We start from the raw sequence: 21393 nt of genomic DNA, 5'->3' as shown, positions 1-21393 counted from the left end.
AAACCCCGCCAAGGACCGGCAAGGACATTGCCGTGCCCGGGCGTCCGCGCCGGTCCGGAGCGCCTGCCTCGTCAGGCTTGCGCTCATGGCAGAAGCTCCTCCTTTTCCGCGTTCCCCGCTGCCCTCCGCGGCTTCCGCGGCCTCCGCGCCGGAGACCGGCGCGGACGGATCAGCACCCGCCGGCCCGCGGCGGCCGGCCTGGCAGCGGCTCTCCACCTGGCTGCCCGCGGCGGCCGTGGCCGCCTGCGCCGGAGTGGTGCTCGGGTTCTACGGCGTCTCCGTCACGGACCTCGTCCTGTTCAGCGTGTACGTCACCTTCGGCCTCGCGCTGCCCGGCCTGCTGTGGGTCCGGCTCCTGTACCGGCGTCCCCGTGGGCTGCCCGAGGAGGTCGCGCTCGGGCTGACCTTCGGTTACGCGCTGGAAGTCCTCGCCTCGCTCCTCGGCCGCGTGGCCGGGGTGCCCCTGCTCGTCGCGGTCTGGCCGCTCGGCACGTACGCGCTCTTCCTCGCCGTCCCCCGCCTCCACCGGCACTGGAAGGGCGCGCCTCGCCCGAACCGGGCGTCGCTGTGGTGGTCATGGGGGCTCGCGCTGGGCGTGATCTGCCTGATCGGATGGACCGCCGCCGACCGCTTCGGCGTTCCGCTCGCCCCGGCCGGTCCGCTGGACGAACGCGCGTGGTCCATCCAGGCGCACCTCGCGGCGGCCGCGCTCACCGGAATCGACCCGCTGGTCCTGCATTCCCGCCTGGCCATGCTGCCCATGCTGGCCGCGCTCGTCGTCCTGCTCGGGTCCGCCGGCCGCCGGGTCATCGGCACGTGGGCGGGAGCGCTCGGCGCCCTGGCCGCCACCGTCCTCGTCGCGGCGCCCAGCCTCTACCGGGGGGCCGCCGGGGTGTTCGCGTGGGAGCCGGTGCAGTCGTGGTCGAGCCCGGCCCGGACCTTCGGCGCGCTGCTCTTCGTCCCGGTCGTGCTCCTGGTCGTCGACCTGCTGGGCGACCGGCGGCAGACCCGGGGCCGGTGGGTGTTCCTGGCCGTCATGCTCGTGGCGGTCATGGGCGCGCAGGCCACCTACCTGCCGCTGCTGGCCGGCGGGCTCGTGGCGGTCGTGGCGGTCGAGACGGTCAGGTGGTTCGGCCTGCCCCGGCGGGCCCTCGCCGCCCTCGGGCTGACCACGGTGTTCCTGGCCGTCGCGCAGGCCGGCGGGAGGTCGCCGGCGGCCGGTCCGATCATGCGGGAGACGTTGGGCCGGCTGACCGGCCTGGGCGACGAGGCGCCCGCGCCGGCCGCGCTGCTCGGCGTCGCGCTGCTGCTCACCCTCTGCGGCGCGATCACCTGGTGCGGAGCGTTCGGGCTGGTGAGCCGGCCGCAACTGCTGCTGCGGCCCCCGGTGGTGCTGGTGCTCGGCATGAGCGCCACCGGCCTTCTACTGGGCCTGCTGCTCGGCGATCCGCACTTCCTCGAAGGGCCGTACCCCTACCTGGCGATGGTCGCGGTCCACGGGTTGATCCTCGTCGTACGGCGGGCCCGGCTGCCGCTCAGGTCGGTGCTGCTCGCGGCCGGGACCGGGGTGCTGGCCGCCTACCTCGTCCGGGTGCTCTGCGACGTCGAGGTGCCGCTGGGGCGAGGCGAGGACATCGTGCTCCTCTACCTGCCCTACCTCGCCCTGCTGGGCGTGGTGCTGCTGATCGTGCTCGCGCTGCTCGCCGCCCGGTCCGGCGGCCGGCGTACGTTCGCGCTGGTGATCTGCCTGGTCACCGCCGCCGGCACGCCCGCCGCGTGGTTCGCCGGCGTCACGCCTGGAATGGCTCCGAGCCCGCTGGTCGAGGTGCGAGATGTGCCGGTCTCGGCGATCCCCTAGCGTCAGAGCAGCTCGACGTTGGGTCCGCGGCAGCGGTTGCGGGTGTCGAAGATGAACGGGCTCACCCGCTCGATCAGCTCGTAGTCGAAGCAGTCGTGGTCGGTGAGAATCACCACCGCGTCCGCCTCGGCCAGCTCCCGGCGCGAGACCTCGATGATCTCGACGCCGGGAGGGAGCAGGAAGTGCTCCACGTGCGGGTCGGCGGCCCGTACGTCGGCGCCCAGCTTGTGCAGCCCCTTGGCCACCTCGATCGCGGGCGACTCGCGGCAGTCACCCGCGTTCTTCTTGTACGCCAGCCCGAGCACGACCACCCGGCTGCCGTTGACCGGCTTGCGGCGCTGGTTCAGCGCCAGCGTCACCCGGTGCACGACGTGCTCCGGCATGTGGTCGTTGATGTCGTTGGCCAGCTCCACGAACCGGAAGTTGTGCCCCAGGCTCCGCTTCACCTTCCACGACAGGTAGGACGGGTCGATCGGCAGGCAGTGCCCGCCGACGCCGGGCCCCGGTGTGAAGCGCAGGTAGCCGAACGGCTTGGTGGAGGCCGCGTCGATGGCCTCCCAGGCGTCGATGCCGAGCTGCTCGGCGAAGATGGACAACTCGTTGACCAGGGCGATGTTGACGTGCCTGAAGGTGTTCTCGAGCAGCTTGCACAGCTCGGCCACCTGGAGCGAGGAGACGGGGACGACCTGGTTCACCAGCTGCCCGTAGAACGCCGCGACCTTGGACAGGGACGCCTCGTCGATGCCGGACACGACCTTCGGGGTGTTCTCCAGGCGCCACTCGGAGTTGCCCGGATCGATGCGCTCGGGGCTGTAGCCCAGGAAGAAGTCCTCCGGAGCCCGCAGCCCGGAGCCCTCCTCCAGCAGCGGCAGCAGATACTCCTCGGTGGTGCCCGGATAGGTGGTGGACTCCAGGATCACGGTGGCGCCCGGCCGCAGCAGCGGCGCGATCGACCGGCCGGACGAGGCGATGTGCCGCAGGTCGGGGGCGCCCTCGGCGAGCGGCGTCGGCACCGTGATCACGCACACGCCGAATCCCTCGGCGTCGGCGTAGTCGGAGCCGGCCAGGTAGCGGCCGCTGCGCAGCGCGGCGGCCAGCCGGTCGTCGGTGATGTCCTCGACGTAGGACTCGCAGGCGTTCAGCCGCTTGACGCGCCACTGGTCGACATCGATTCCCACGACGTCGAACCCCGCCTCCACGGCTCGCATCGCCAGCGGCAGGCCGACATAGCCCTGGCCGATGACCACCAGTTTTTCTTCCATGTCTGGACCCCTGTCACTTCGAGATGAGATGTCACCTGACTGTAGAAGTCATGTCTTCTCGGACCGCCGATTCGATCAGGGGCCCGGCGTGTCGCCATGGTGGTTTTCGCCGGGGATGACCGGTGAAGGTCGCGTTGCAGGCAAGGACTGGCAATGACATGGCCGACGTGGGATGTCCGCGACTGTCGGGAGTGATCCGGTCGCCACACTTGCGGCCATGGTCGATCTTTCGCCTCGTTCCTGGCTGTCCGTCGCGTTGACCGGCGTGCTGGCGATGGGCACGCTCACCGCCTCCACGCGGAGCGCTACCGCCAGGCAGGACCGGGTGGACCTCGGCCGCGCGGAGGAGTCCGCGCTCATCGCCAAGCTGGCGGTCAACAGCGCCGATCTGACCAGGATCGCCGGTGACATCGACGTGAGTCCCGGCACCATCGTGACCGGGTTTCCACCGGGTGAAGTACTGGGAGAGATCAACACGGGCAACGCGGTCGCCGCGGAGGCCATGGAGCACGCGGCGGCCGCCTACCACGACGCCACCGGGCGGCCCGCCAACGGGACCATCTCCCCGCAGCTCGGCGGCCTGACCGTCGCGCCCGGTGTCTACGAGAGCCCGCGGGGCTTCTTCCAGATCAACGGGACGCTCACCCTGGACGCCGAGGGGGATCCGGACGCCGTCTTCATCTTCCAGGCCGACACCGAGCTGAACACGGCGCGGGTCAGCAACATCGACCTCGTGAACGGAGCCCAGGAGGACAACGTCTTCTGGGTGGTCCGCAACACCGTGAACCTGGGACCGCTCTCGACCTTCCGCGGCAACATCCTGGCCCGGAACGGGATCACGGTGGACGAGGGCGTGGCTATGTACGGGCGCGCGATCTCGCTCCACACCTCCATCAGCCTCACCGGCACCGCGACCGAGCCCACCACCCACATCTCGGTGCCGAACCGTCCGCCCACCACCACCTCCGTCACCTCGTCGCCGAACCCATCACGCCTGCACGAACCGGTCACCTTCACCGCCGTCGTGCAGGGCGGCTACGACGGGGTTCGCCCCGGTGGCGAGGTGCTGTTCAAGGACGGCTCCACCGTCCTCGGGTCGGCCCTGCTGAACGATTCGGCCGTCGCCAGGTTCACCACCGCCGAACTCACCCGAGGGGTGCACTCGATCACCGCCGTGTACCTGGACGGGGGCAGCGCCGTCAACGAGGCATGGGTCTACTTCGAGCCCAGCGAATCCCCCGCAGTGGAACATCAGGTGCTCAACCGCCGATAGGCCGGGACCAACACAGGGGGAATGCAGTGATTCGTGGGATGACGACACCGGCGCTCGCGCTGACCTTGGCCAGTGCGGCCTGGGGGCTGCCCGGGCCGGATCCGGCCGCGGCCGGCACGGCCACCAGCGAGCAGGTGATCAGAGACAGCCGTCCCGCCGCCACGCACGCGCACTGCCAGAGGAAGCGCTGCGGCTGCCGACTCACGCGGTGCGTACGGGCACGGCGTGGTCCTCAGGGGCCGCGCGGCCAGGAGGGATCGCGCGGGCTCGAAGGACCGCAGGGCGAGCAGGGTGACCAGGGTGAGCAGGGCGAGCAGGGCCCGGCAGGACCGCGCGGGTTCGAAGGACCGCCGGGTGAGCAAGGGGAACAGGGAGAACGGGGAGAACAGGGCGAGACCGGGGCGGAAGGGGCACGCGGGCCGGTCGGCCCGCCCGGGCCCAGGGGGTTGCCCGGACCTCCCGGTCCTCCCGGTCCTCCCGGCGGCAATGGCGCCGCCACGAGCGTCGACACGACGCTCGTCTCGCTCACCTTCGCGCCGTACGACACGAATTTCACCGCGTACGCGACAGGCGGCACGACGTGGATCAGGGACCCTCGCACCGGCGCGGCGGGGGGATGGCACAGCTTGGAGAAGGTGGGCGGATATCCCCAGGGGGTGATCGGCGTCTCACTGACCGAAGCCGTGCCGCTCAACGCACTGCTGGTCACCGTGGCGACCTCGGACGGCCTCCTCAAACAGACCACCTGCCGGCTGACCGATGAGGTGCCGCCCGCGGGTCCGGCGTGGGGGGTCGCCTACTGTGCCCCGTTCGCCTTCATCACCCCGCCGTCGGCCTGACGGCGGTCGGCCGCCGGTAAGACTTGCGCCACGGCTCGTACACGCGCGGTGAGTTCTGCGCGGACCCACGGACTCCGCCGGTGTTCACTGCGGCCGTGAGCACAACCGGACTGAGAACCGTTCCCTTCAACCGGCCGCACGTCTCGGAGAGCGAGCTGGACTACATCGCCGAGGTCGTCCGCCACGGACGATCCTGCGGCGACGGGCCGTTCACGCACCGGGCCTCGGAACTGCTGAGCAAGCTGACCGGGTCGCGCCAGGTGCTGCTGACGACGTCCTGCACACACGCGCTGGAAATGTCGGCGATCCTGCTCGACCTGCGGCCGGGCGATGAGGTGATCATGCCGTCGTTCACGTTCATGTCGACGGCCAACGCGTACGCGCTGCGCGGGGCGGTTCCGGTGTTCGTCGACTGCCGGCCGGACACGCTGAACCTCGACGAGCGCCTCGTCGAGGCTGCCATCACCGACCGCACTCGCGCCGTCGTGGTCGTTCACTACGCCGGCGTCGGCTGCGCGATGGAGGTCATCGGCGAACTCGCCGAGGAGCACGGCCTCGCGCTCATCGAGGACAACGCGCACGGTCTGGGGGCCGCCTACCGGGGCCGGACCCTCGGGTCGTTCGGCGCCATGGCCGCGCAGAGCTTCCACGAGACCAAGAACGTCCAGTGCGGGGAGGGCGGCGCGCTGCTCCTCAACGATCCCGGGCTCGCGGAGCGAGCCGAGATCATCCGGGAGAAGGGCACCGACCGCGGCAGGTACTTCCGCGGGCAGGTGGACAAGTATCGGTGGGTCGACATCGGCTCCAGCTATCTGCCCGCCGACCTCCTGGCCGCGCAGCTGACCTCGCAACTGGAGTCCTTCGGCACGACCCAGCTCCGGCGCCGCGTGGTGTGGCAGGCGTACCACGAGGGACTGGCCGACTGGGCCGCGGGCAACCGGATCTCTCAGCCGGTGATCCCGGACGGCTGCGACCACCCGGCCCACCTGTACCATCTGCTCCTTCCTGATCTCGCGAACCGCCAGGCGTTCATCGCCCACCTCGCGGCGCGCGGCGTGCAGGCGGTCTTCCACTACCAGCCGCTGCACTCCGCGCCCGCCGGGCTGAGGTACGGGAGGCAGGCACCCGGCGGCTGCCCGGTCACGGAGCAGGTCGCCGACCGGCTGGTGAGGCTGCCGCTCTTCGCCGACCTCGGCGAGGACGACCTGGCGCATGTCATCGACGCGGTTCGCAGTTACGAGGTGAGCTGATGGCCTGGTGTGACGTGATCGAGCCGCGGGCCGTACGAGCCCAGGAGTCTCCGCTCGAATCGGCCCGGTTCGGCTGCTCGGTGGAGCGTCTGACCGTCGCGGCCGGCGCGGGCGCCACGCCGCGGGAGGTGCGCGAGGCCGTCCTGGCTTCCTCGGCGGACGTCGTCGTGCTGCGGTATCCCGCCGAACATGTCGGATGGTTCGCCGAGCTGACCGGACTCGGCAGGACGGCCCTGTTCGCCGACTGCCTGATGTACTGGCGCCTGCGCGCGGGGGAGGGGCGCCCGCCGCGGCCGTCGCCGGAGCTCCGCGTGGCCGCGCTGAACAGCCCGGCCGTGGTCGAGGCGCTGGTGGCCGACATCTTCGCCGCGTACGGAAACCACTACCTGGCCAACCCGCTCTTCGCCGCCGCCGCGGCGCTGGAGGGCTACCAGGACTGGGCGCTGCGGTCCGCCGCCGAGGGGAGCTGCCTGGCCCTGAGCGACGAGTCCCGGGTGCTCGGGATCGCCACGCTGGCGGACGACGGACCGAGGACGGAGATCCTGCTCGCCGGGATGGTCTCCGCCGCGCAGGGCCGCGGCCTGTACGCCCACCTGCTCAGGGCGGTCGAGGAGCACGTCCTGGTCCGCGGGGCGCAGGAGGTCGTCATTTCCACCCAGGGGCACAACACGCGGGTGCAGAAAGCATGGGCGAGGTACGGATTCGTGCCGGTGCAGGCGCTCCTGACCGTTCATCTGGTAAGGACGCGACTCCTGTGCGCGGACGAGCCCTGATATCCCGTTGATTTCCGAGCCGCCGCTTTAGAATTCTCGGCATGGTCGGATTGGAACGCCGGGAGACCCGCGCCGCGAATTCACGCTTCAGGCACCGCGTTACCTACCTGATGGGTGGCGCCATGACGGCCGTGATTTACTACTGCATCGTGGCCTCGGGGATTCTTCTGCTCGACGAGCGGGTGCCTTATCTCTGCGTGGTCCTGGCCGGCCATTTCGTCACCGTGGTGATCGTCTACCCGTGGTACCGGCTGATCGTCTTCCCCGGCTGCGGCGACTCCTGGCTGGTAGGTTACCTGCGCTTCTACGCGGTCGGACTCAGCGTCCTCACGGCCTCCATCGTCGGCCTGCCGATTCTCGTGGAACTCGCCGGGATTCCCATCCTCCTGGCCCAGGCGCTCATCATCGTCATGACGCTGTCGGTCAGCTATGGGGCCCACCGGATGTGGACTTTTCGTAATCGTGGATCGTTCGGGTTCGGCAACCCGCCGCACAATCTTCAACAAAGAGGCGGAGCGGTGAAAAGCCGTTGACCGGCGGTCGCGCATAGTTTCGGGCGGACGGATGGCCGCCGCGGCCATGCGCGCTTCGCGAAAGGACTCCGTGCAGCGATGAAGGCGCTCGTTCTGGCGGGTGGAAAGGGGACGAGGCTTCGCCCGCTGACCTATACCTCGGCCAAACAACTGGTGCCCGTCGCGAACAAGCCGGTCCTGTACTACGGGCTGGAGGCCCTCCGCGACGCGGGTATCACCAGCGTGGCCATCATCGTCGGAGACACCGGGGCCGAGGTGCGCGATGCCGTCGGCGACGGCTCGCGGTTCGGCATCGAGGTGACCTACATCCAGCAGGAGGCGCCGCTCGGCCTGGCGCACTGCGTCCTGATCGCCCGCGACTTCCTCGCCGGCGACCCTTTCGTGATGTACCTCGGCGACAACTTCCTGGTCGGAGGCATCGCCGATCTGGTGGACGCCTTCCGCCAGGCCGACCACGACGCCCAGATCCTGCTCACCAAGGTGGCCGAGCCGCAGTTCTACGGGGTCGCCGAGCTCGGGCCGGACGGCGAGATCCTCCGGCTGGAGGAGAAGCCGGAGCATCCGCGCAGCGACCTCGCCATCGTCGGGGTCTACACCTTCTCCCCGGCCATTCACGAGGCGGTGCGGTCGATCACCCCGTCCGCGCGAGGCGAGCTGGAGATCACCGACGCGATCAAGTGGCTCATCGATCACGGCTACAGCGTTCACTCCCACTTCGTCAGCGGCTACTGGAAGGACACCGGGCGGCTCCAGGACATGCTGGAGTGCAACCGGATCGTCCTGGAGACCATTACCGCTGACATCCGGGGGGTCGTGGACGGGCGCTCCGAGATCACCGGAAACGTCGTCATCGACCCCGGCGCCTCGGTGGCGAACTCGGTGATCCGGGGGCCCGCGGTGATCGGGGCCGACGCGAGGATCAGCGACTCCTACATCGGCCCCTACACCTCGATCGGCGAGAGCTGTGTGCTGCAGGACGCCGAGGTCGAGTACGCCATCGTGCTGCCGAACTCCACCATCAGGGGGGTCTCCCGGCTCACGTACTCACTGATCGGCCGGAACGTCGAGGTCACCCGCGCCGATGCGGTGCCCAACACCTATCAGCTCATGGTCGGCGACCACAGCAGGGTTCAGGTGAAGGCGTGAGCGGCCCGACGGAGTCGGGCCCGCCTGTCACGACGACCGACCATCACAGGTGACGTCGCCTGATCAAGGAGGGGACCATGGAGGCTACCGAGATTCGCCGCACGGTGGAGTTGGAGGACCACCACTGGTGGTACCGCGAGCGGCGCGCCATCCTCGCTCGCGAGCTACGCGCGCTGCGCCGCCGCGGCGCGCCCGGCAGGGCGCTCGACATCGGCGCGGCGGGAGGCGGCAACACCCGGGTGCTCGTCCGGCACGGATGGGACGCGCTGGTCGCGGACTACTCCGAGACCGCGGTCGAGCTCGCCCAAGGGCGCGGCCTGCGGGCCATCCACGCCGACGCGCGGGACCTGCCGCTGCCCGACGGGTGGTTCGATCTCGTTCTCGCCTTCGACGTGCTGGAGCACATCGAAGAGGACGACCGGGCCGCCGGCGAGATCGTGCGGGTGCTCCGGCCGGGGGGAACGGCGTTGATCACGGTGCCGTGCGACATGGCGCTCTGGTCGGCGCACGACGTGGCGTCGGGGCACGTCCGCAGGTACACCCGCGAGACCCTGCGCGCCCTGCTGAAGGGGCAGGGCCTGATCCTCGATCGGCTCTGGAGCTGGAACGTGCTGCTCAGGCCGGTCGTCGCCGTGCGCAGGAAGCACACGTCGGGCTCCGACGTGATGGAGACCTCAAGCCTGGTCAACGCGGGCCTCTCGGCCGTGATCACGGCCGAGAGATATCTGCCGGTGAAGTCGTTGCCGGGTGTCTCGCTCATCGTGCGGGCTCACCGGCCGCACCTACCGACAGTGAGCATAACGTAACGCATTCATATAGTTACGGAAAGTAGACTTGTGCAGTACCACTGTGATGTGAAGCATCCTCAGCAGTCTGACGCCGCGGGCTCGGCCCGGTCGCGTCACGCGCTCGGCCAGCCAGGCGGCCTCCGTCATACGCCGCTCATCCGCCTTCACCTCCCGCGTCCCGGGCGTCCCCGTCGGCGAAGCGCCCGTCGCTCCGCACTGATGATGGTCCTCACGACCGCGCTCGCGATGGGCGCGGTCGTCGTGACGCCCGGCACGGCCGGCGCTGTGCCTCCCATCACCCTCGGCGACGCCGCGCCGTTCGGGGTTCTGGCGGGCTCCGCGGTCACCAACACGAACAACACCACGGTCACCGGGCAACTGGGCGTGAGCCCGGGCAACTCGGTCGTAGGCTTCCCACCGGGCACGGTGAGCGGTGGCATCCACGCGGGCGACGCCGCCGCGGCGGCGGCCAAGGCAGCCGCGGTCGCCGCCTACAACGACGCCGCGGGGCGGGGCCCCGCCACCAGTGTGGCCCCGCAGCTCGGCGGGACGACCCTGACGCCAGGCGTCTACCGGCCGTCGTCGGGCACCACCTTCCAGATCAACGGCGTGCTCACGCTCGACGCGCAGAGCGACCCGGACGCGATCTTCGTCTTGCAGGCGTCGACCCTCGTCACCGCGACCGTCAGCAACGTCACCCTGACGGAGGGCGCCCAGGCGGACAACGTCTTCTGGCAGCTCAGCGGCACGGCCACGGTCGGAACGAACGCCACGTTCCGGGGAAACGTGCTGGCGAACGACTCGGTCACGGTCAATTCCGGCGCCGCCGTCAACGGCCGCCTCATGGCGCTCACCAACAGCGTGATCCTGCAGGGCACCACCACCGGGCCGAACACCCGCATCACCGTGCCCAACGATCCGCCCACGCAGACGACGATGACCGCATCCCCCAACCCCTCCCGAGGCGGGCAGGCGGTCACCCTGACCGCCACGGTGAGCGCCGTCTCCGGAGAGGTCGTGCCCCAGGGCGATGTCGCCTTCAAGGACGGGACCACCATCCTCGGCTCGGACCTCCTGAACGCGAACGGCGTCGCCACGCTCGTCATCTCCACCCTGGGCGGTGGAAACCACGAGATCAGGGCCGTCTATTTGGGCGGAGACACCTTCAGCGGTGAGGCGGTCATTCATTTCGCTCCCAGCACGTCGCCCGGGGTCGTCCAGGTGGTGACCAACAGCCTGTGGCCCAACTCGGTCACTCCGGATGTCGCCAATCACACCGCCACCGACCCGGTCACGCTGGGGGTCAAGTTCAGGGCCGACACGACGGGGTTCGTCACGGGCATCCGTTTCTTCAAGGGCTCACAGAACACCGGGCCCCATGTCGGCAGTCTGTGGACCACCGGCGGCACTCAGCTCGCGAACGTGACGTTCTCCGGTGAGACGGCCTCTGGATGGCAGCAGGCGAACTTCTCAACCCCTGTCTCGATCAATGCCGACACCACTTATATCGCCTCGTATCACACGACATCGGGGCGTTTCTCGTATGACCTGCAGTACTTCAACACCGAGTACAGCAACCCGCCCCTTCGTGCTCTCGCCTCCCCGGGGCAAGGAGGGAACGGCGTATACACCTACAGCGCCACGAACACGTTCCCGACGGCCACCTTCCGCGCCACCAACTACTGGGTCTCGCCGATGTTCGTGCCGTCGGAGACCGTGTGGGAGGACACGGCGACGCCGGCCTCCACCGCGGTCGGCGCCACCAGTCCGGTGGTGGTGGGGGTCAAGTTCCAGTCCTCCACGGACGGGGTCGTCAGGGGCATCCGGTTCTACAAGGCCGCTCCGAACACCGGGACCCACGTCGGGAGCCTGTGGACCACCGGCGGCACTCAGCTGGCGAACGTGACGTTCTCCGGTGAGACGGCCTTCGGGTGGCAGCAGGCCTACTTCTCAACGCCTGTCTCGATCAATGCCGACACTACTTATATCGCCTCGTATCACACGACATCGGGACGTTTCTCGTACACTCTGCAGGACTTCGTCGGGCCGGAGGTCGATTTCCCGCTCACCGCGCTCGAAAACGGCGACGAGGGCGGCAACGGGGTTTACACCTACAGTGCGACGAACACGTTCCCGACAAGCAGTTACCAAGCCACGAACTATTGGGTTGACGTACTGTTTGACATCGGTTAGCCGGGCCGCCCGCACGGCAGCACCCGAAATCCCCGCACCTGTGGTTAGAGTGCCAGAAAGGCTCTGGTGTAAGGGGGACTGCCGTGCGGGTGGATACCGCGGCTCTGGATATCGGCACGGTGCGTCATTCCACGCTTGTCGATCCCTCGGGAAGGCGATACGTCGATTTCCGGCGCTCCCTCACGCCTCGCTGGGGCATGGTGTGGACCACGCTGTTCGGCGGGCACCTGGCCCTTTTCCTTTCGGCGGCGCTGATGGCCTTTCTCGGGCAGGTCGTCGTTGCCGGATGGCCGGGCCTGAGCGCTCTCGCCGTCGCGGGGGGAGCGATGATCGGCTTCTGTCTGCACTATCTGACGACGTACCTGCACGAAGGGGCCCACTACAATCTGGCGCCCAGTCGCCGGGCGAGTGATGCGGTGACGAACGCCTGCGTCGGCATCCTTGTCGGCATGAATGTAAAGGCGTATCGAAAGGTGCATTTCGACCACCATCGGTATCTGGGAACGACGCGTGACCCGGAGCGCAGCTATTTCCTTCCGCTCAATCTGCGCTTCCTGGTCGAAGGAATCACCGGCATCCGCCTGATTCGTGCGCTGAACGGGTATCGGAAGCTGGTGAAAAGTAAGTCGCGCGCGGGTGACGAGGCCGGGCGCGGCGGTTCCCTGGACGTGGTCTTTCTCCTTTCCGTCGCGGTGAACGCGTCGATCGTCGCGTGCTCGCTCTGGTGCGGAGCCGTTGTGCTCGCCGCCGCCTGGACGCTGGGGCAACTCGTCTTCCTGCCGCTGCTCAACACCGTCCGGCAGGTGCTCGAACACCGCAGTGAGTTCGCCGACGACCTGGCCGACTACAGCCTCGTCCCGCATGGGCCGGTGAACCGGCTGTTCGGCGGCGGCGTTTTCGCGGCCCTGTTCGGAGCGGCGGGATTCAACCGTCATCTGCTGCACCACTGGGATCCCAGCGTGTCCTTCACCCGGCTGAAAGACGTGGAGCGGTTTCTCATGCAGACCGAGATCGCGCCGATACTTCGGGCGCGACAGACCTCCTACTTCCGCGCTTGGCGGCAACTGGAGAGGATATGAACGAGCACACCATCGAGCGAGAGGCTCCGGGCGAAGACGGCACCGGCACGACCACGCGGTGCCCGGGGTGCCAGGCGCGCGGAGCGGTTCGCTGGGCGCGGGCCCGCGACGTCGAATATCACACCTCTGACCAGGAGTTCGACTACTACCGGTGCGTGCGGTGCGGTGCCGTGTTCCTCGACCCCATGCCGGTCGACCGGCTCGCGCAGATCTATCCGGCCAACTACTACGCCTACGCCTCCGACGAGCAGTCGTTCGTCCACCGGATCAAGGACCGTCTCGACGCCGTGCGGCTTCGGCGGATCCTGTCGGGGTTGTCCGGTGACGGCCTGGCGGTCCTCGACGTGGGCGGCGGGGACGGCTGGCAGCTCGACGTGATCCGGGACATCGATCCGCGGGTCACGTTCACTCAGGTGGTCGATCTGGACACGGCCGCTCAGGCTCGGGCCGCGACGAGGGGACATCACTTCTTCTGCGGGCGGGTCGAGGAGTTCGCCACTGAGCGACGCTTCGATCTCATCCTGCTCATCAACCTGATCGAGCACGTCAGCGATCCGGGGGAGGTGCTGAGGACGCTCCGCCGCCACCTCACACCGCAGGGCGTGATCCTGATCAAGACCCCCAACATGGACAGCCTCGACGCCCGCCTTTTCCGGCACCGCGACTGGGGTGGATACCACTGCCCGCGGCATTGGGTGCTGTTCGATCGGCAGAACTTCACGAGGCTCGCGACCCGGTGTGGATTCGCCGTGCGCCGGTTCGCCTACACGCAGGGCGCGCCGTTCTGGAGCACCAGCATCCTGGCGCAGCTGGCCCGACGTGGATGGGTGAGGGTCTGCGCGGAGCGCCCGATGACCCAGCACCCGCTGTTCCCGCTCCTCGCCGCCGGCTTCGCCGGCTTCGACCTCGTCCGCATGCGGCTTGGCGGACGGCCCTCGCAGATGTTCGTCGAGCTCGTTCCCGCACCGGCTTCCGACGACCGCTGATCGCTCGACGACAGGAGCGCCGCCCACGCCCGGGAATCGGGTGTGGGCGGCGTCGAGCGGCCAAGGCCGATCAGACCTGTCCGCTGTCCTCCTGCTCCAGCCACCAGGGATTCGCCCGAGCCCACTCGATCGTCCGCGCGAGCCCTTCGCGAAGGGAGGTCGAACTGCGCCAGCCGAGCATCTGGTAGGCCTTCGTGGCGTCGGGAATCCGCCGATGAAGATCCTGGTAACGCTCGCCGAGGCGCTCGCGCATGTCGACGGGAATGGCCGTCGATTCTCCTCCCGCGAGTTCGACGGCGAGCCGCACCGCCTCCCGGACCGTCGTCTCGTCCGAGCTGCCGATGTTGAAACATTCGCCGTCGGCCTTCTCGGTCGACCCGGCCAGCACGGTGGCGGTGATGGCGTCGTCGACGAACGTGAAGCACCGGGTCTGGCCGCCGTCGTCGTAGACGACAGGGGCGAGACCGTGGAGTGCCCGGTGGATCGTCCGGCTGATGACGAACGCGGGCCGTTGGCGCGGGCCGTACACGTTGAAGTAGCGCACGATCGTCGCCTTCAGGCCGCGCTGCCGGATGAAGCCGAACGTGAGATGCTCGGCCAGCGCCTTGCTGGAGGAGTAACTCCACCTGTCGGTGGCCGTGCTGCCCAGCACCCGATCGTCGTTCTCCGACCAGGGAACCGCCGGGTTCTTGCCGAAGACCTCGCTCGTGCTGGCGACGACGACCTTCGCCCCGGCCCGCTCCGCGAGTTCGAGCGCGTTCCTCGTCCCCGACAGGTTGATGTCGATGACATCCAGCGGCTGGTCAAGGTACCGGTCGACACCCACGACGGCGGCGAGGTGGTACACGACCTCCACCCCCGGTGTGATGGCCTCGGCAAGCCGGGACTGATCCCGGATGTCGCCCGTGACGTATCGGGGCGCGACCGCGCTGGCGAGCTGACCGCTCGGCGGTTCGGCGTGGTCGAAGACCGTCACCTCGTTGCCCTCCGCCGCGAGCCGCTCGACGAGATGGCTCCCCACGAACCCGCCACCGCCTGTGACGACGACACGAGCCATGGCGTCTACCGTCCGATCCCGCGATAGGCGAACCCCAGCCGCCGCAGCCGCGTGATCGTCTCGCGGGAGTAGTAGGCGCGCCCGTCGACCACCGCGCACGACGCGGCGGCCCACTGGCGGAGTTCCGCGAAGTCCAGGGCTTCGAACTGCCTGTGCCAGGCGAGAACCGCCAGGCAGTCGGCGCCCCTTACCGCCTCTTCGAGTGAGGCGACCGGCCGCAGCCCGAAGGTCTTCTCGGCCTCGTCGTCGTCCACCAGCGGATCGAAGAGGGTGACGAGCGCTCCCGCTTCCCGCAGCGCCGCGACGACGGGCTGGGTGGGCGTCGCCCGCAGGTCTCCGGTGTTGTTCTTGAACGCCAGCCCCAGCACCGCGACCTTCGCCCCGGACGGGGACCGGCCGAGCTTGGCCAGCTCGTCCTCGATGAGGCGGAAGGTGTAGAGGGGCATACCGTCGTTCACCTCCCGCGCGGCCGGGATCGTGACGAGGTCGACGCCGTGGTCACGGGCAGAGCGCCACACCATCCACGGGTCCTTCGTCAGGCATGAGCCGCCGACCCCGACACTCGGCAACAGGATGTTGACGCTCCCGCTGCCCTTCTTGATCGAGTTCGCCGCGGAGATCACGTCGAGCACGTCGACGTCGAGCGCGCCGCACACCTTGGCGAGCTCGTTGGCCATCGCGATGTTGTGATCGATCCACCAGTTGTCGGCGAGCTTGACCATTTCCGCCGTTTCCAGAGAAGCGCAACGGATCACTTCGACGCCGAGGCCACGCTGCCAGAATGCCGCCGCGGCCTCGGTGCTGTCGTCGCACCATCCGCCCACGACGATGGGGAAGCTGCGGAGCTCGCTCAGCGCGTTTCCCTCGGACAGCCGCTCCGGGCAGAACGCGAGGCCGAAGTCGGTGCCGCACCTCAGCCCCGAGTTCTCGAGCAGGGGAACGACGAACTCGCGGGTCATCCCCGCTGGGACGGTGCTCTTGAAGACCAGCAACTGGCCAGGGCGGAGGCACCGGCTCACATCCTCGCAGGCGCTTCTCAGCTGAAGGTCCATCAGCACGCCCTTGTCGCGGATGGGCGTGCCGACCGTGACGATGACGACGTCGGCGGACGCCATCGCCTCGTAGTCCGTCGTGATCCGCAGCCTCGGTGTGCCGGCGAAGCGGGACACGAGTTCGGGCAACCCTGCTTCGCTGAACCGGCAATGGCCGCGGCTCAGCTCCTCGACGAGCGAGGCGTCGGTATCCACTCCGATCACCTGGATGCCGTTGTCGGCGAGAATCGCGGCTATACAGGATCCGACGTATCCCAGGCCGATCACCCCGGCCGTTATGTTTTCCCGAGCGGGCAGGAAACGCACACTCACTCCATTCGACGAGTTCTTTGCCGAACCTGACGTGATTCGGCGTGGCTGATCTCGTGTTTCTCTTTTCCTGTTTAGACCGCGCTGTCGTGGCCGAACGGGGGCGGCGCGCGTCCGGGCCGATTCGCGGGCGAGAGATTGGCCCATTGGTGAAGATCTGCTGAAGATCGGCGCTAGGGGTTGTTGTGCGCGGGTGCGCCCGCTCCACTGCTCTGCCGGGGCACCTCGAAGGAGGCGGACGATCCGGCCCGCTCCCGCACGACGTATGTCGGGCGTCCCATCCCACTGCCGTGAATGCGACCGATGTATTCGCCGAGAACTCCGATGGAAATCAACTGCGCGGCCGAGAACAGCGCGACCATCGAGGCGACCGTGGTGAATCCGGCCACCGTCGTGCCTCCTGTGGCGAAGCGCCACAGGACGGCGCCGCCCAGAAGCAGGCCGAGCGTGCCGACGAGGAATCCCAGGTAACTGGCCAGACGGAGAGGAGCAGAGCTGTATCCCAGCACCATGTTCGCCGTGTGCCGGATCAGCAGGCGCAGCGAGTAGTTGGATCGTCCGTGCTCACGGTGGCTCATGTGCACCTGCGACGAGCCGACCCTCGTGGTGGCCCAGGACAGGGCCACGTCGATGGAGGCGTGGGGGCCGGACAGCCCCTCGAAACCGTCACGGAGGTGGGTCCGGAAGGCGCGGAAGGCGCTGATCTTGCGGGCGGAGCGGATGTCCAGCGCGGCGGACATGCCGGCCTTCACGGAGCGGGACGCGAGGCTTCTCAGGAATCCGTGCTCCTCCACGTGCGGCACCCCATAGACCAGGTCGAGGTGATCGCGCTCCAGCGCGGCCAGCAGGTGGGGGATCTCCTCGGGGAGATGCTGCAGGTCGTCGTCCATCGTGACGACGACCTGGAACTGCGCTTCCCTGATGCCGGCGACCAGCGCGTTGTGCTGGCCGTAGTTGCGGGACAGATGGATCGCCCGGACGCCCTCCACCTGGCGGGCCAGATCGGCGGCGGCCGACCAGGTGTCTTCTGGACCTCCGTCGACGACGAGGATCACCTCGTGCCGGACGGAGAGCTCGCGCAGGACGGAGACGAGTCTGGGCACCAGCATCGGAAGAGTCCGCGCTGATCGGTAACACGGGATGACCACCGACACTGACTCCGACATCGATCCTCCGACTGTTTTCTGCGGCTTGCTGGAGCATTCACGCGAAAGGGGGTGACCGGCGGCGCCGGTCACCCCCTTGTTTCAGTCGGCGTTGAACACCACGTCGACCCAGTAGTTGCTGTTCCGATAGGTCTCGGTCGGCCATTTGTTGTCGGAGCTGTACCTGTACACGCCGTTGCCCTGCACGCCGCTCACCAGGGCCCTGAGCGGGGGATTGGCGTACTCCGACGTGGTGAAGTAGTTCTGGTTGTACGAGAAGTGCCCAGCAGTCGTGTGATAGGAGGCGATATAGGTGGTGTTGGCGTTGATGTGGATGGGTGTGCTGAACAGCACCTCCTGCCATCCGGACGCCGTCTCGTTGGTGAAGGTCGCGCTCGCGAGCAACTGACCGGGGTTCGTCCACAGGCTCCCGAGGTGAGGGCCCGTGTTCTGCGGACCCTTGTAGAAACGGATGCCCCTGATGGTCCCCGGCACGTACGACCGGAACCGCACGCCGAGCACGACGGGCCTGGCGTCCGTGGCGGACTCCACCGCGGGCACCGCGGTGCTCGGCCAGATGCTCGTCGGAGCGAACACCACGTCGACCCAGTAGTTGGACGACCGGTACGTGTTCGTCGGGAAACCGCTGGCGGCGCCGTACCTGTAGACGCCGTTGCCTCCAGAGCCGCCGCTCGCGGGAGCGGTGAGCGGGCCCCTCACGTAGTCCGACGTGAAGTAGTCGGTGTTGAACGCGAATCCGCCGTTGGGCGCGAAGTAGGAGGCGATGTACGTCGTGCCGGGAGTCACCTGCACGGGCGTGGCGAACTTCACCTGCTGCCAGCCGGTTCCCGTCTCGTTGGCGAAGGTCGCCTGGGCCAGGAGTTGACCCGTGTTGCTCCACAGGTTGCCGAGGTGCGTCCCCGTGTTGAGGGAGCCCTTGTAGAACCTGATGCCCGAGATGGCGCCCTCCTGGGAGGCGGTGAACTTCACGCCCAACTCCACGGCCCTGGCATCGGGCTGTGAGACGACCGCGGGCACGGTGGTCGAGGGCCACATGGTGCATGGGCAGGTCGCGACGACCGTGACGGTGCGCGAAGGCAGGCTGGTCTGGAGGTTGCCGATGTCGTCCACCGCCCGGGACATGATCGTCGTCTCCCCGACGGTTCCGGGCACCCAGTCGTACTGCCAGGAGGTGAGTCCGGTGGCCTGCTGCCAGATGGTGCCGCCGTCGACGGAGACCTCGACGCCCGCGACGACGCCGCCCCCGGTGTCGGACGTCGTGCCGGAGATGGTGATGGGTGCGCTGGTCAGCACGGTGGAGTTGTTCTCCGGTGTGGCGATGGCCGAGGTGGGGGGCGCCGTGTCGGTGGACGGAGTCGCCGGGACCAGCCCTGGCTGGAGAGTCGCCGGCTGCGCGCCCATGTCCGCGAAGAGATTGACGGTCGCCTGCTGCATGCGGATGTCGGTGGGGCTGCCGGCCCGGTCATGGTTGGCGTCCAGTCCCCACATCCACTGAATGGTTCCGGTCCCGAACACCATTCCGCCGCCGCCGGCCTGCTGGTAGAGAGTGAGGTGGTGCGTCGCGGTGCCGGCGCCGTAGGTGCTGCCGTAGTCGAGCAGATACTTGTTGGTATAGCTCAGGGTCGTCCGTGAGAATCGCGCCTGGCCTGGGGGAGCGAAGCCGTTGTCCGGCGTGTTGTCCCACTCGAAGCCGAGCGTCCCGGCGGGGAAGGTGGCGACCTGGCCGGGCTGCAGATTCGCGATCGAGGTGTTGCGCCACAGCCGCATGGCCGCGAACTCGGACGGCACCTGCATCGCGTCGTTGACTATGGCGTTGATGATGTACAGGGTGCCGGTCAGTTGGTTCTCGGGCCGGCCGCCGTTGGACGGCGGGGAGAATCGCGGGTCACGCCAGGTGCCCGTCCACTGCGGGCTGGGATCTATCTTGGCGTTGGCGATCGTCTCCTTGAAACAGGTCATCGTGCGGAAGGGGGTGCTCGTCCCGTCGATGCTGTCCTCCCAGCGGATCTTCCAGAAGACCTCGTTGGCTGAGAAGAAGGCGAGGTCCACGCCGTCGTCGCGGGCCGCGGTGAAGTTGTCCCACATCTGGTCGGACCAGTATTCGTCGTGGCCGACGGACAGCAGCACCTCGTGGTCGAGCAGGTCGGCGGGCCGGACCGAGGCGTCGATGCTGGAGATGTAGCCGACGTCGTAGGCGTTGGCCTCCAGCCAGCGGATCATGGGGTATTCGGAGTTGAAGAAGTAGTTCGGCGGCCCGTTCTCGAGCCCCCGCGTATTGATGGGCCGGTTGTAACTGACCTTGTACGCGCGGTTCGCGGGACTGCCGAAGTACAGACTGTTTCCGCCGTACCTGTTGTACGCCTGCCAGGTCGTGTCGGAGGTCTTGAACAGCAGGTCCGACGGGCGGGCGTCGTCCCGGACGACGAAGATGACCTGGCTGGCGGCGGCAGGGCCGTCCTCGCGCACCAGCTTGCCGATGTAGACGCCCGTGACGGCCGTGGCGGGCACCGCCCAGGAAGCGGACACCGCCCAGTTGCCGCAGTCGACCAGCCCGGTCGAGGCCTCGTTCACGCAGTCCGGCTGCGTCTGCGGCAGGGTGGCCGACGGCTGGACCGTGGCCATGTACCTGCCCCCCATGCCGCCGTAGTAGCCGATGCGGTAGATGTCCAGGCGGTAGTCCGTCGCCGGGGTCTTCACCTTGAACTCGATGGTCTCCCCGTGGTTGACGCTGATCTGGGTGGGATAGCCCTGGATGTCGGGGCTGCCGGACCCGCCCACGTCCCACTCGCTGGGCGGGTTCCCGGGCAGTTCGTTCTCCTCGCAGATGATCGAACCGGGCGGGCACGCCTGCCGTGCCCGGCGGGGGCCCTTGGGGCCCGAGGCCGGCGCGGGCAGCGCCGAGGCGACCGCCTGGCGCGCGGTGCCGCCGACGGCGGCGACGACCCTAGGACCGGTGCCGTCCGACGGCCGGGTCTCGCGATCGGAGCGTGCGGGTGAGCTCATGGGGCGAGCGGGCGCGCGTGCGGCGCCGTCGCCGGAGGGCGCCCGCTCGGCGCTGATCTTCGGGAAACGCTGCACCGCGGCCTGGGCCTTCGTGAGGGTGCCCGCCCGGTGCAGGCTGTCGATCACCGCACGCCAGCGGGCGCGCGGGCCCGCGATCGGTTCGGGCGCGGGGCCGCCGGCCTCGTCCGGGTGCCGGATCGCCGCGGCCAGGTAGGCGCCCTCGGACACGGTGAGCTCCTGGACGTCCTTGCCGAAGTACGCCCGCGCCCCGGCCTGGATCCCCTCGGGCCCTCGGCCCAGGTCGAGCACGTTGAGGTATCTCTCCAGCACCCACTCACGCGATCGCGACAGCTCCACCTTGGCGCCGACCACGAGGTCGCCGAGCCGGCGGAAGAAGGAGCTCTCCTGCGGGTGGTGGTTGCGCACCATCCTCTGGGTGATCGCGGAGTCGCGGCCGGCCCGCCCGGTGAGCCCGAACCAGAGCCCCCGGGCCAGCCCTTCCATGGTCACGCCGTGCTCCGAGGCGGGCGCCCCGTTCTCGGCGGTGAGGACCGCTTGGACGACATGGTCCGGCACCTGATTGAGCTGGACGGTGGAGCCGGCGCTTCGCACGGTCGTGCTCGACTCCACGGAGACGGGAGACATCAGGGGGTCGATCGGTTGCGAGCCGCTGGGCAGGGGCGTCAGTGTCCAAGCGGTCCAGAGCAGGGCGGCCAGGAGGGCGACTCCCCCAACGAGGGTCAGCGCCATGCGAACCGAGCGCCGTCTCGGGCCGATCTTCTCCTTGCCGTCGGGCATGTGGAACCCCTAAGAGCGTGTTTGCTGG

The 21393-nt window shown here is 68.8% G+C and carries 16 protein-coding genes; 11 read left to right on the top strand and 5 right to left on the bottom strand.

Annotated elements, in window-relative coordinates:
• Window positions 1-85: 85 nt before the first annotated feature.
• Window positions 86-1858: a hypothetical protein gene (locus AB0I38_RS27115; RefSeq protein ID WP_358476872.1), complete on the top strand. Its 1773-nt coding sequence runs from the start codon at window positions 86-88 to the stop codon at window positions 1856-1858.
• A gap of 2 nt (window positions 1859-1860) precedes the next feature.
• Here the strand turns inward: AB0I38_RS27115 and AB0I38_RS27110 are convergent, their stop codons facing one another.
• A complete protein-coding gene (locus AB0I38_RS27110) occupies window positions 1861-3120 on the bottom strand; it encodes a nucleotide sugar dehydrogenase (RefSeq protein ID WP_358476840.1) in 1260 nt (419 codons plus the stop codon).
• Window positions 3121-3337: 217 nt separating this feature from the next.
• Between AB0I38_RS27110 and AB0I38_RS27105 the strand changes: the two genes are divergently transcribed.
• The 10 genes from AB0I38_RS27105 (at window position 3338) to AB0I38_RS27060 (ending at window position 13980) form a co-directional block, all read left to right on the top strand.
• Complete coding sequence (locus AB0I38_RS27105; protein WP_358476793.1) at window positions 3338-4393, top strand: ice-binding family protein; 1056 nt, start codon at window positions 3338-3340, stop codon at window positions 4391-4393.
• 38 nt (window positions 4394-4431) lie between these two features.
• Complete coding sequence (locus AB0I38_RS27100) at window positions 4432-5232, top strand: hypothetical protein (protein ID WP_358476775.1); 801 nt, start codon at window positions 4432-4434, stop codon at window positions 5230-5232.
• 95 nt (window positions 5233-5327) lie between these two features.
• Window positions 5328-6482 carry a dTDP-4-amino-4,6-dideoxygalactose transaminase gene (gene rffA, locus AB0I38_RS27095; protein WP_358476764.1) on the top strand — a complete coding sequence of 385 codons (1155 nt, stop codon included), beginning with the start codon at window positions 5328-5330 and terminating at the stop codon, window positions 6480-6482.
• Window positions 6482-7255 (top strand): GNAT family N-acetyltransferase, encoded by a 774-nt coding sequence (locus AB0I38_RS27090; protein WP_358476748.1) that lies wholly within the window; start codon window positions 6482-6484, stop codon window positions 7253-7255. The genes rffA and AB0I38_RS27090 overlap by 1 nt, the downstream gene beginning before the upstream one ends.
• 41 nt (window positions 7256-7296) lie before the next feature.
• A complete protein-coding gene (locus tag AB0I38_RS27085) occupies window positions 7297-7788 on the top strand; it encodes a GtrA family protein (RefSeq protein ID WP_358476733.1) in 492 nt (163 codons plus the stop codon).
• Between the two features lie 78 nt (window positions 7789-7866).
• The gene (locus AB0I38_RS27080) at window positions 7867-8934 is read left to right on the top strand and encodes a glucose-1-phosphate thymidylyltransferase (RefSeq protein WP_358476727.1); all 1068 of its coding nucleotides are present in this window, start codon (window positions 7867-7869) and stop codon (window positions 8932-8934) included.
• A gap of 77 nt (window positions 8935-9011) precedes the next feature.
• Complete coding sequence (locus AB0I38_RS27075; RefSeq protein WP_358476716.1) at window positions 9012-9740, top strand: class I SAM-dependent methyltransferase; 729 nt, start codon at window positions 9012-9014, stop codon at window positions 9738-9740.
• 201 nt (window positions 9741-9941) lie between these two features.
• Window positions 9942-11915, top strand: coding sequence for a DUF4082 domain-containing protein (locus AB0I38_RS27070; RefSeq protein ID WP_358476705.1), 1974 nt, complete (start codon window positions 9942-9944; stop codon window positions 11913-11915).
• Between the two features lie 83 nt (window positions 11916-11998).
• Window positions 11999-12994: a fatty acid desaturase family protein gene (locus AB0I38_RS27065; RefSeq protein ID WP_358476673.1), complete on the top strand. Its 996-nt coding sequence runs from the start codon at window positions 11999-12001 to the stop codon at window positions 12992-12994.
• Window positions 12991-13980: a class I SAM-dependent methyltransferase gene (locus AB0I38_RS27060; protein WP_358476633.1), complete on the top strand. Its 990-nt coding sequence runs from the start codon at window positions 12991-12993 to the stop codon at window positions 13978-13980. The genes AB0I38_RS27065 and AB0I38_RS27060 overlap by 4 nt, the downstream gene beginning before the upstream one ends.
• Before the next feature lie 70 nt (window positions 13981-14050).
• Here the strand turns inward: AB0I38_RS27060 and AB0I38_RS27055 are convergent, their stop codons facing one another.
• The 4 genes from AB0I38_RS27055 to AB0I38_RS27040 form a co-directional block, all read right to left on the bottom strand.
• Window positions 14051-15037 carry an NAD-dependent epimerase/dehydratase family protein gene (locus AB0I38_RS27055; RefSeq protein ID WP_358476621.1) on the bottom strand — a complete coding sequence of 329 codons (987 nt, stop codon included), beginning with the start codon at window positions 15035-15037 and terminating at the stop codon, window positions 14051-14053.
• A 5-nt stretch (window positions 15038-15042) separates the two neighbouring features.
• Window positions 15043-16395 carry a nucleotide sugar dehydrogenase gene (locus AB0I38_RS27050; RefSeq protein ID WP_358476588.1) on the bottom strand — a complete coding sequence of 451 codons (1353 nt, stop codon included), beginning with the start codon at window positions 16393-16395 and terminating at the stop codon, window positions 15043-15045.
• 176 nt (window positions 16396-16571) lie between these two features.
• Window positions 16572-17564: a glycosyltransferase family 2 protein gene (locus tag AB0I38_RS27045; RefSeq protein ID WP_358476546.1), complete on the bottom strand. Its 993-nt coding sequence runs from the start codon at window positions 17562-17564 to the stop codon at window positions 16572-16574.
• A gap of 81 nt (window positions 17565-17645) precedes the next feature.
• Window positions 17646-21365 (bottom strand): DUF4082 domain-containing protein, encoded by a 3720-nt coding sequence (locus AB0I38_RS27040; RefSeq protein ID WP_358476529.1) that lies wholly within the window; start codon window positions 21363-21365, stop codon window positions 17646-17648.
• Between the last annotated feature and the right edge of the window lie 28 nt (window positions 21366-21393).

Origin of the sequence: Nonomuraea cavernae (assembly GCF_040655715.1) — a bacterium.
Lineage (GTDB): Bacteria > Actinomycetota > Actinomycetes > Streptosporangiales > Streptosporangiaceae > Nonomuraea > Nonomuraea cavernae_A.
The sequence above is the reverse complement of the archived record's forward strand: the minus strand, read 5'-3'. Positions and strand labels throughout refer to the sequence as shown.

Bases quoted from the DNA above. Each gene is read 5' to 3' on its own strand.
- AB0I38_RS27105 (WP_358476793.1), top strand. From the start codon at position 3,338: ATGGTCGATCTTTCGCCTCGTTCCTGGCTGTCCGTCGCGTTGACCGGC.
- AB0I38_RS27060 (WP_358476633.1), top strand. From the start codon at position 12,991: ATGAACGAGCACACCATCGAGCGAGAGGCTCCGGGCGAAGACGGCACC.
- AB0I38_RS27110 (WP_358476840.1), bottom strand. From the start codon at position 3,120: ATGGAAGAAAAACTGGTGGTCATCGGCCAGGGCTATGTCGGCCTGCCG.
- AB0I38_RS27115 (WP_358476872.1), top strand. From the start codon at position 86: ATGGCAGAAGCTCCTCCTTTTCCGCGTTCCCCGCTGCCCTCCGCGGCT.
- AB0I38_RS27100 (WP_358476775.1), top strand. From the start codon at position 4,432: ATGACGACACCGGCGCTCGCGCTGACCTTGGCCAGTGCGGCCTGGGGG.
- AB0I38_RS27045 (WP_358476546.1), bottom strand. From the start codon at position 17,564: ATGTCGGAGTCAGTGTCGGTGGTCATCCCGTGTTACCGATCAGCGCGG.
- AB0I38_RS27055 (WP_358476621.1), bottom strand. From the start codon at position 15,037: ATGGCTCGTGTCGTCGTCACAGGCGGTGGCGGGTTCGTGGGGAGCCAT.
- AB0I38_RS27070 (WP_358476705.1), top strand. From the start codon at position 9,942: ATGATGGTCCTCACGACCGCGCTCGCGATGGGCGCGGTCGTCGTGACG.
- AB0I38_RS27090 (WP_358476748.1), top strand. From the start codon at position 6,482: ATGGCCTGGTGTGACGTGATCGAGCCGCGGGCCGTACGAGCCCAGGAG.
- AB0I38_RS27040 (WP_358476529.1), bottom strand. From the start codon at position 21,365: ATGCCCGACGGCAAGGAGAAGATCGGCCCGAGACGGCGCTCGGTTCGC.
- AB0I38_RS27080 (WP_358476727.1), top strand. From the start codon at position 7,867: ATGAAGGCGCTCGTTCTGGCGGGTGGAAAGGGGACGAGGCTTCGCCCG.
- AB0I38_RS27085 (WP_358476733.1), top strand. From the start codon at position 7,297: ATGGTCGGATTGGAACGCCGGGAGACCCGCGCCGCGAATTCACGCTTC.
- AB0I38_RS27075 (WP_358476716.1), top strand. From the start codon at position 9,012: ATGGAGGCTACCGAGATTCGCCGCACGGTGGAGTTGGAGGACCACCAC.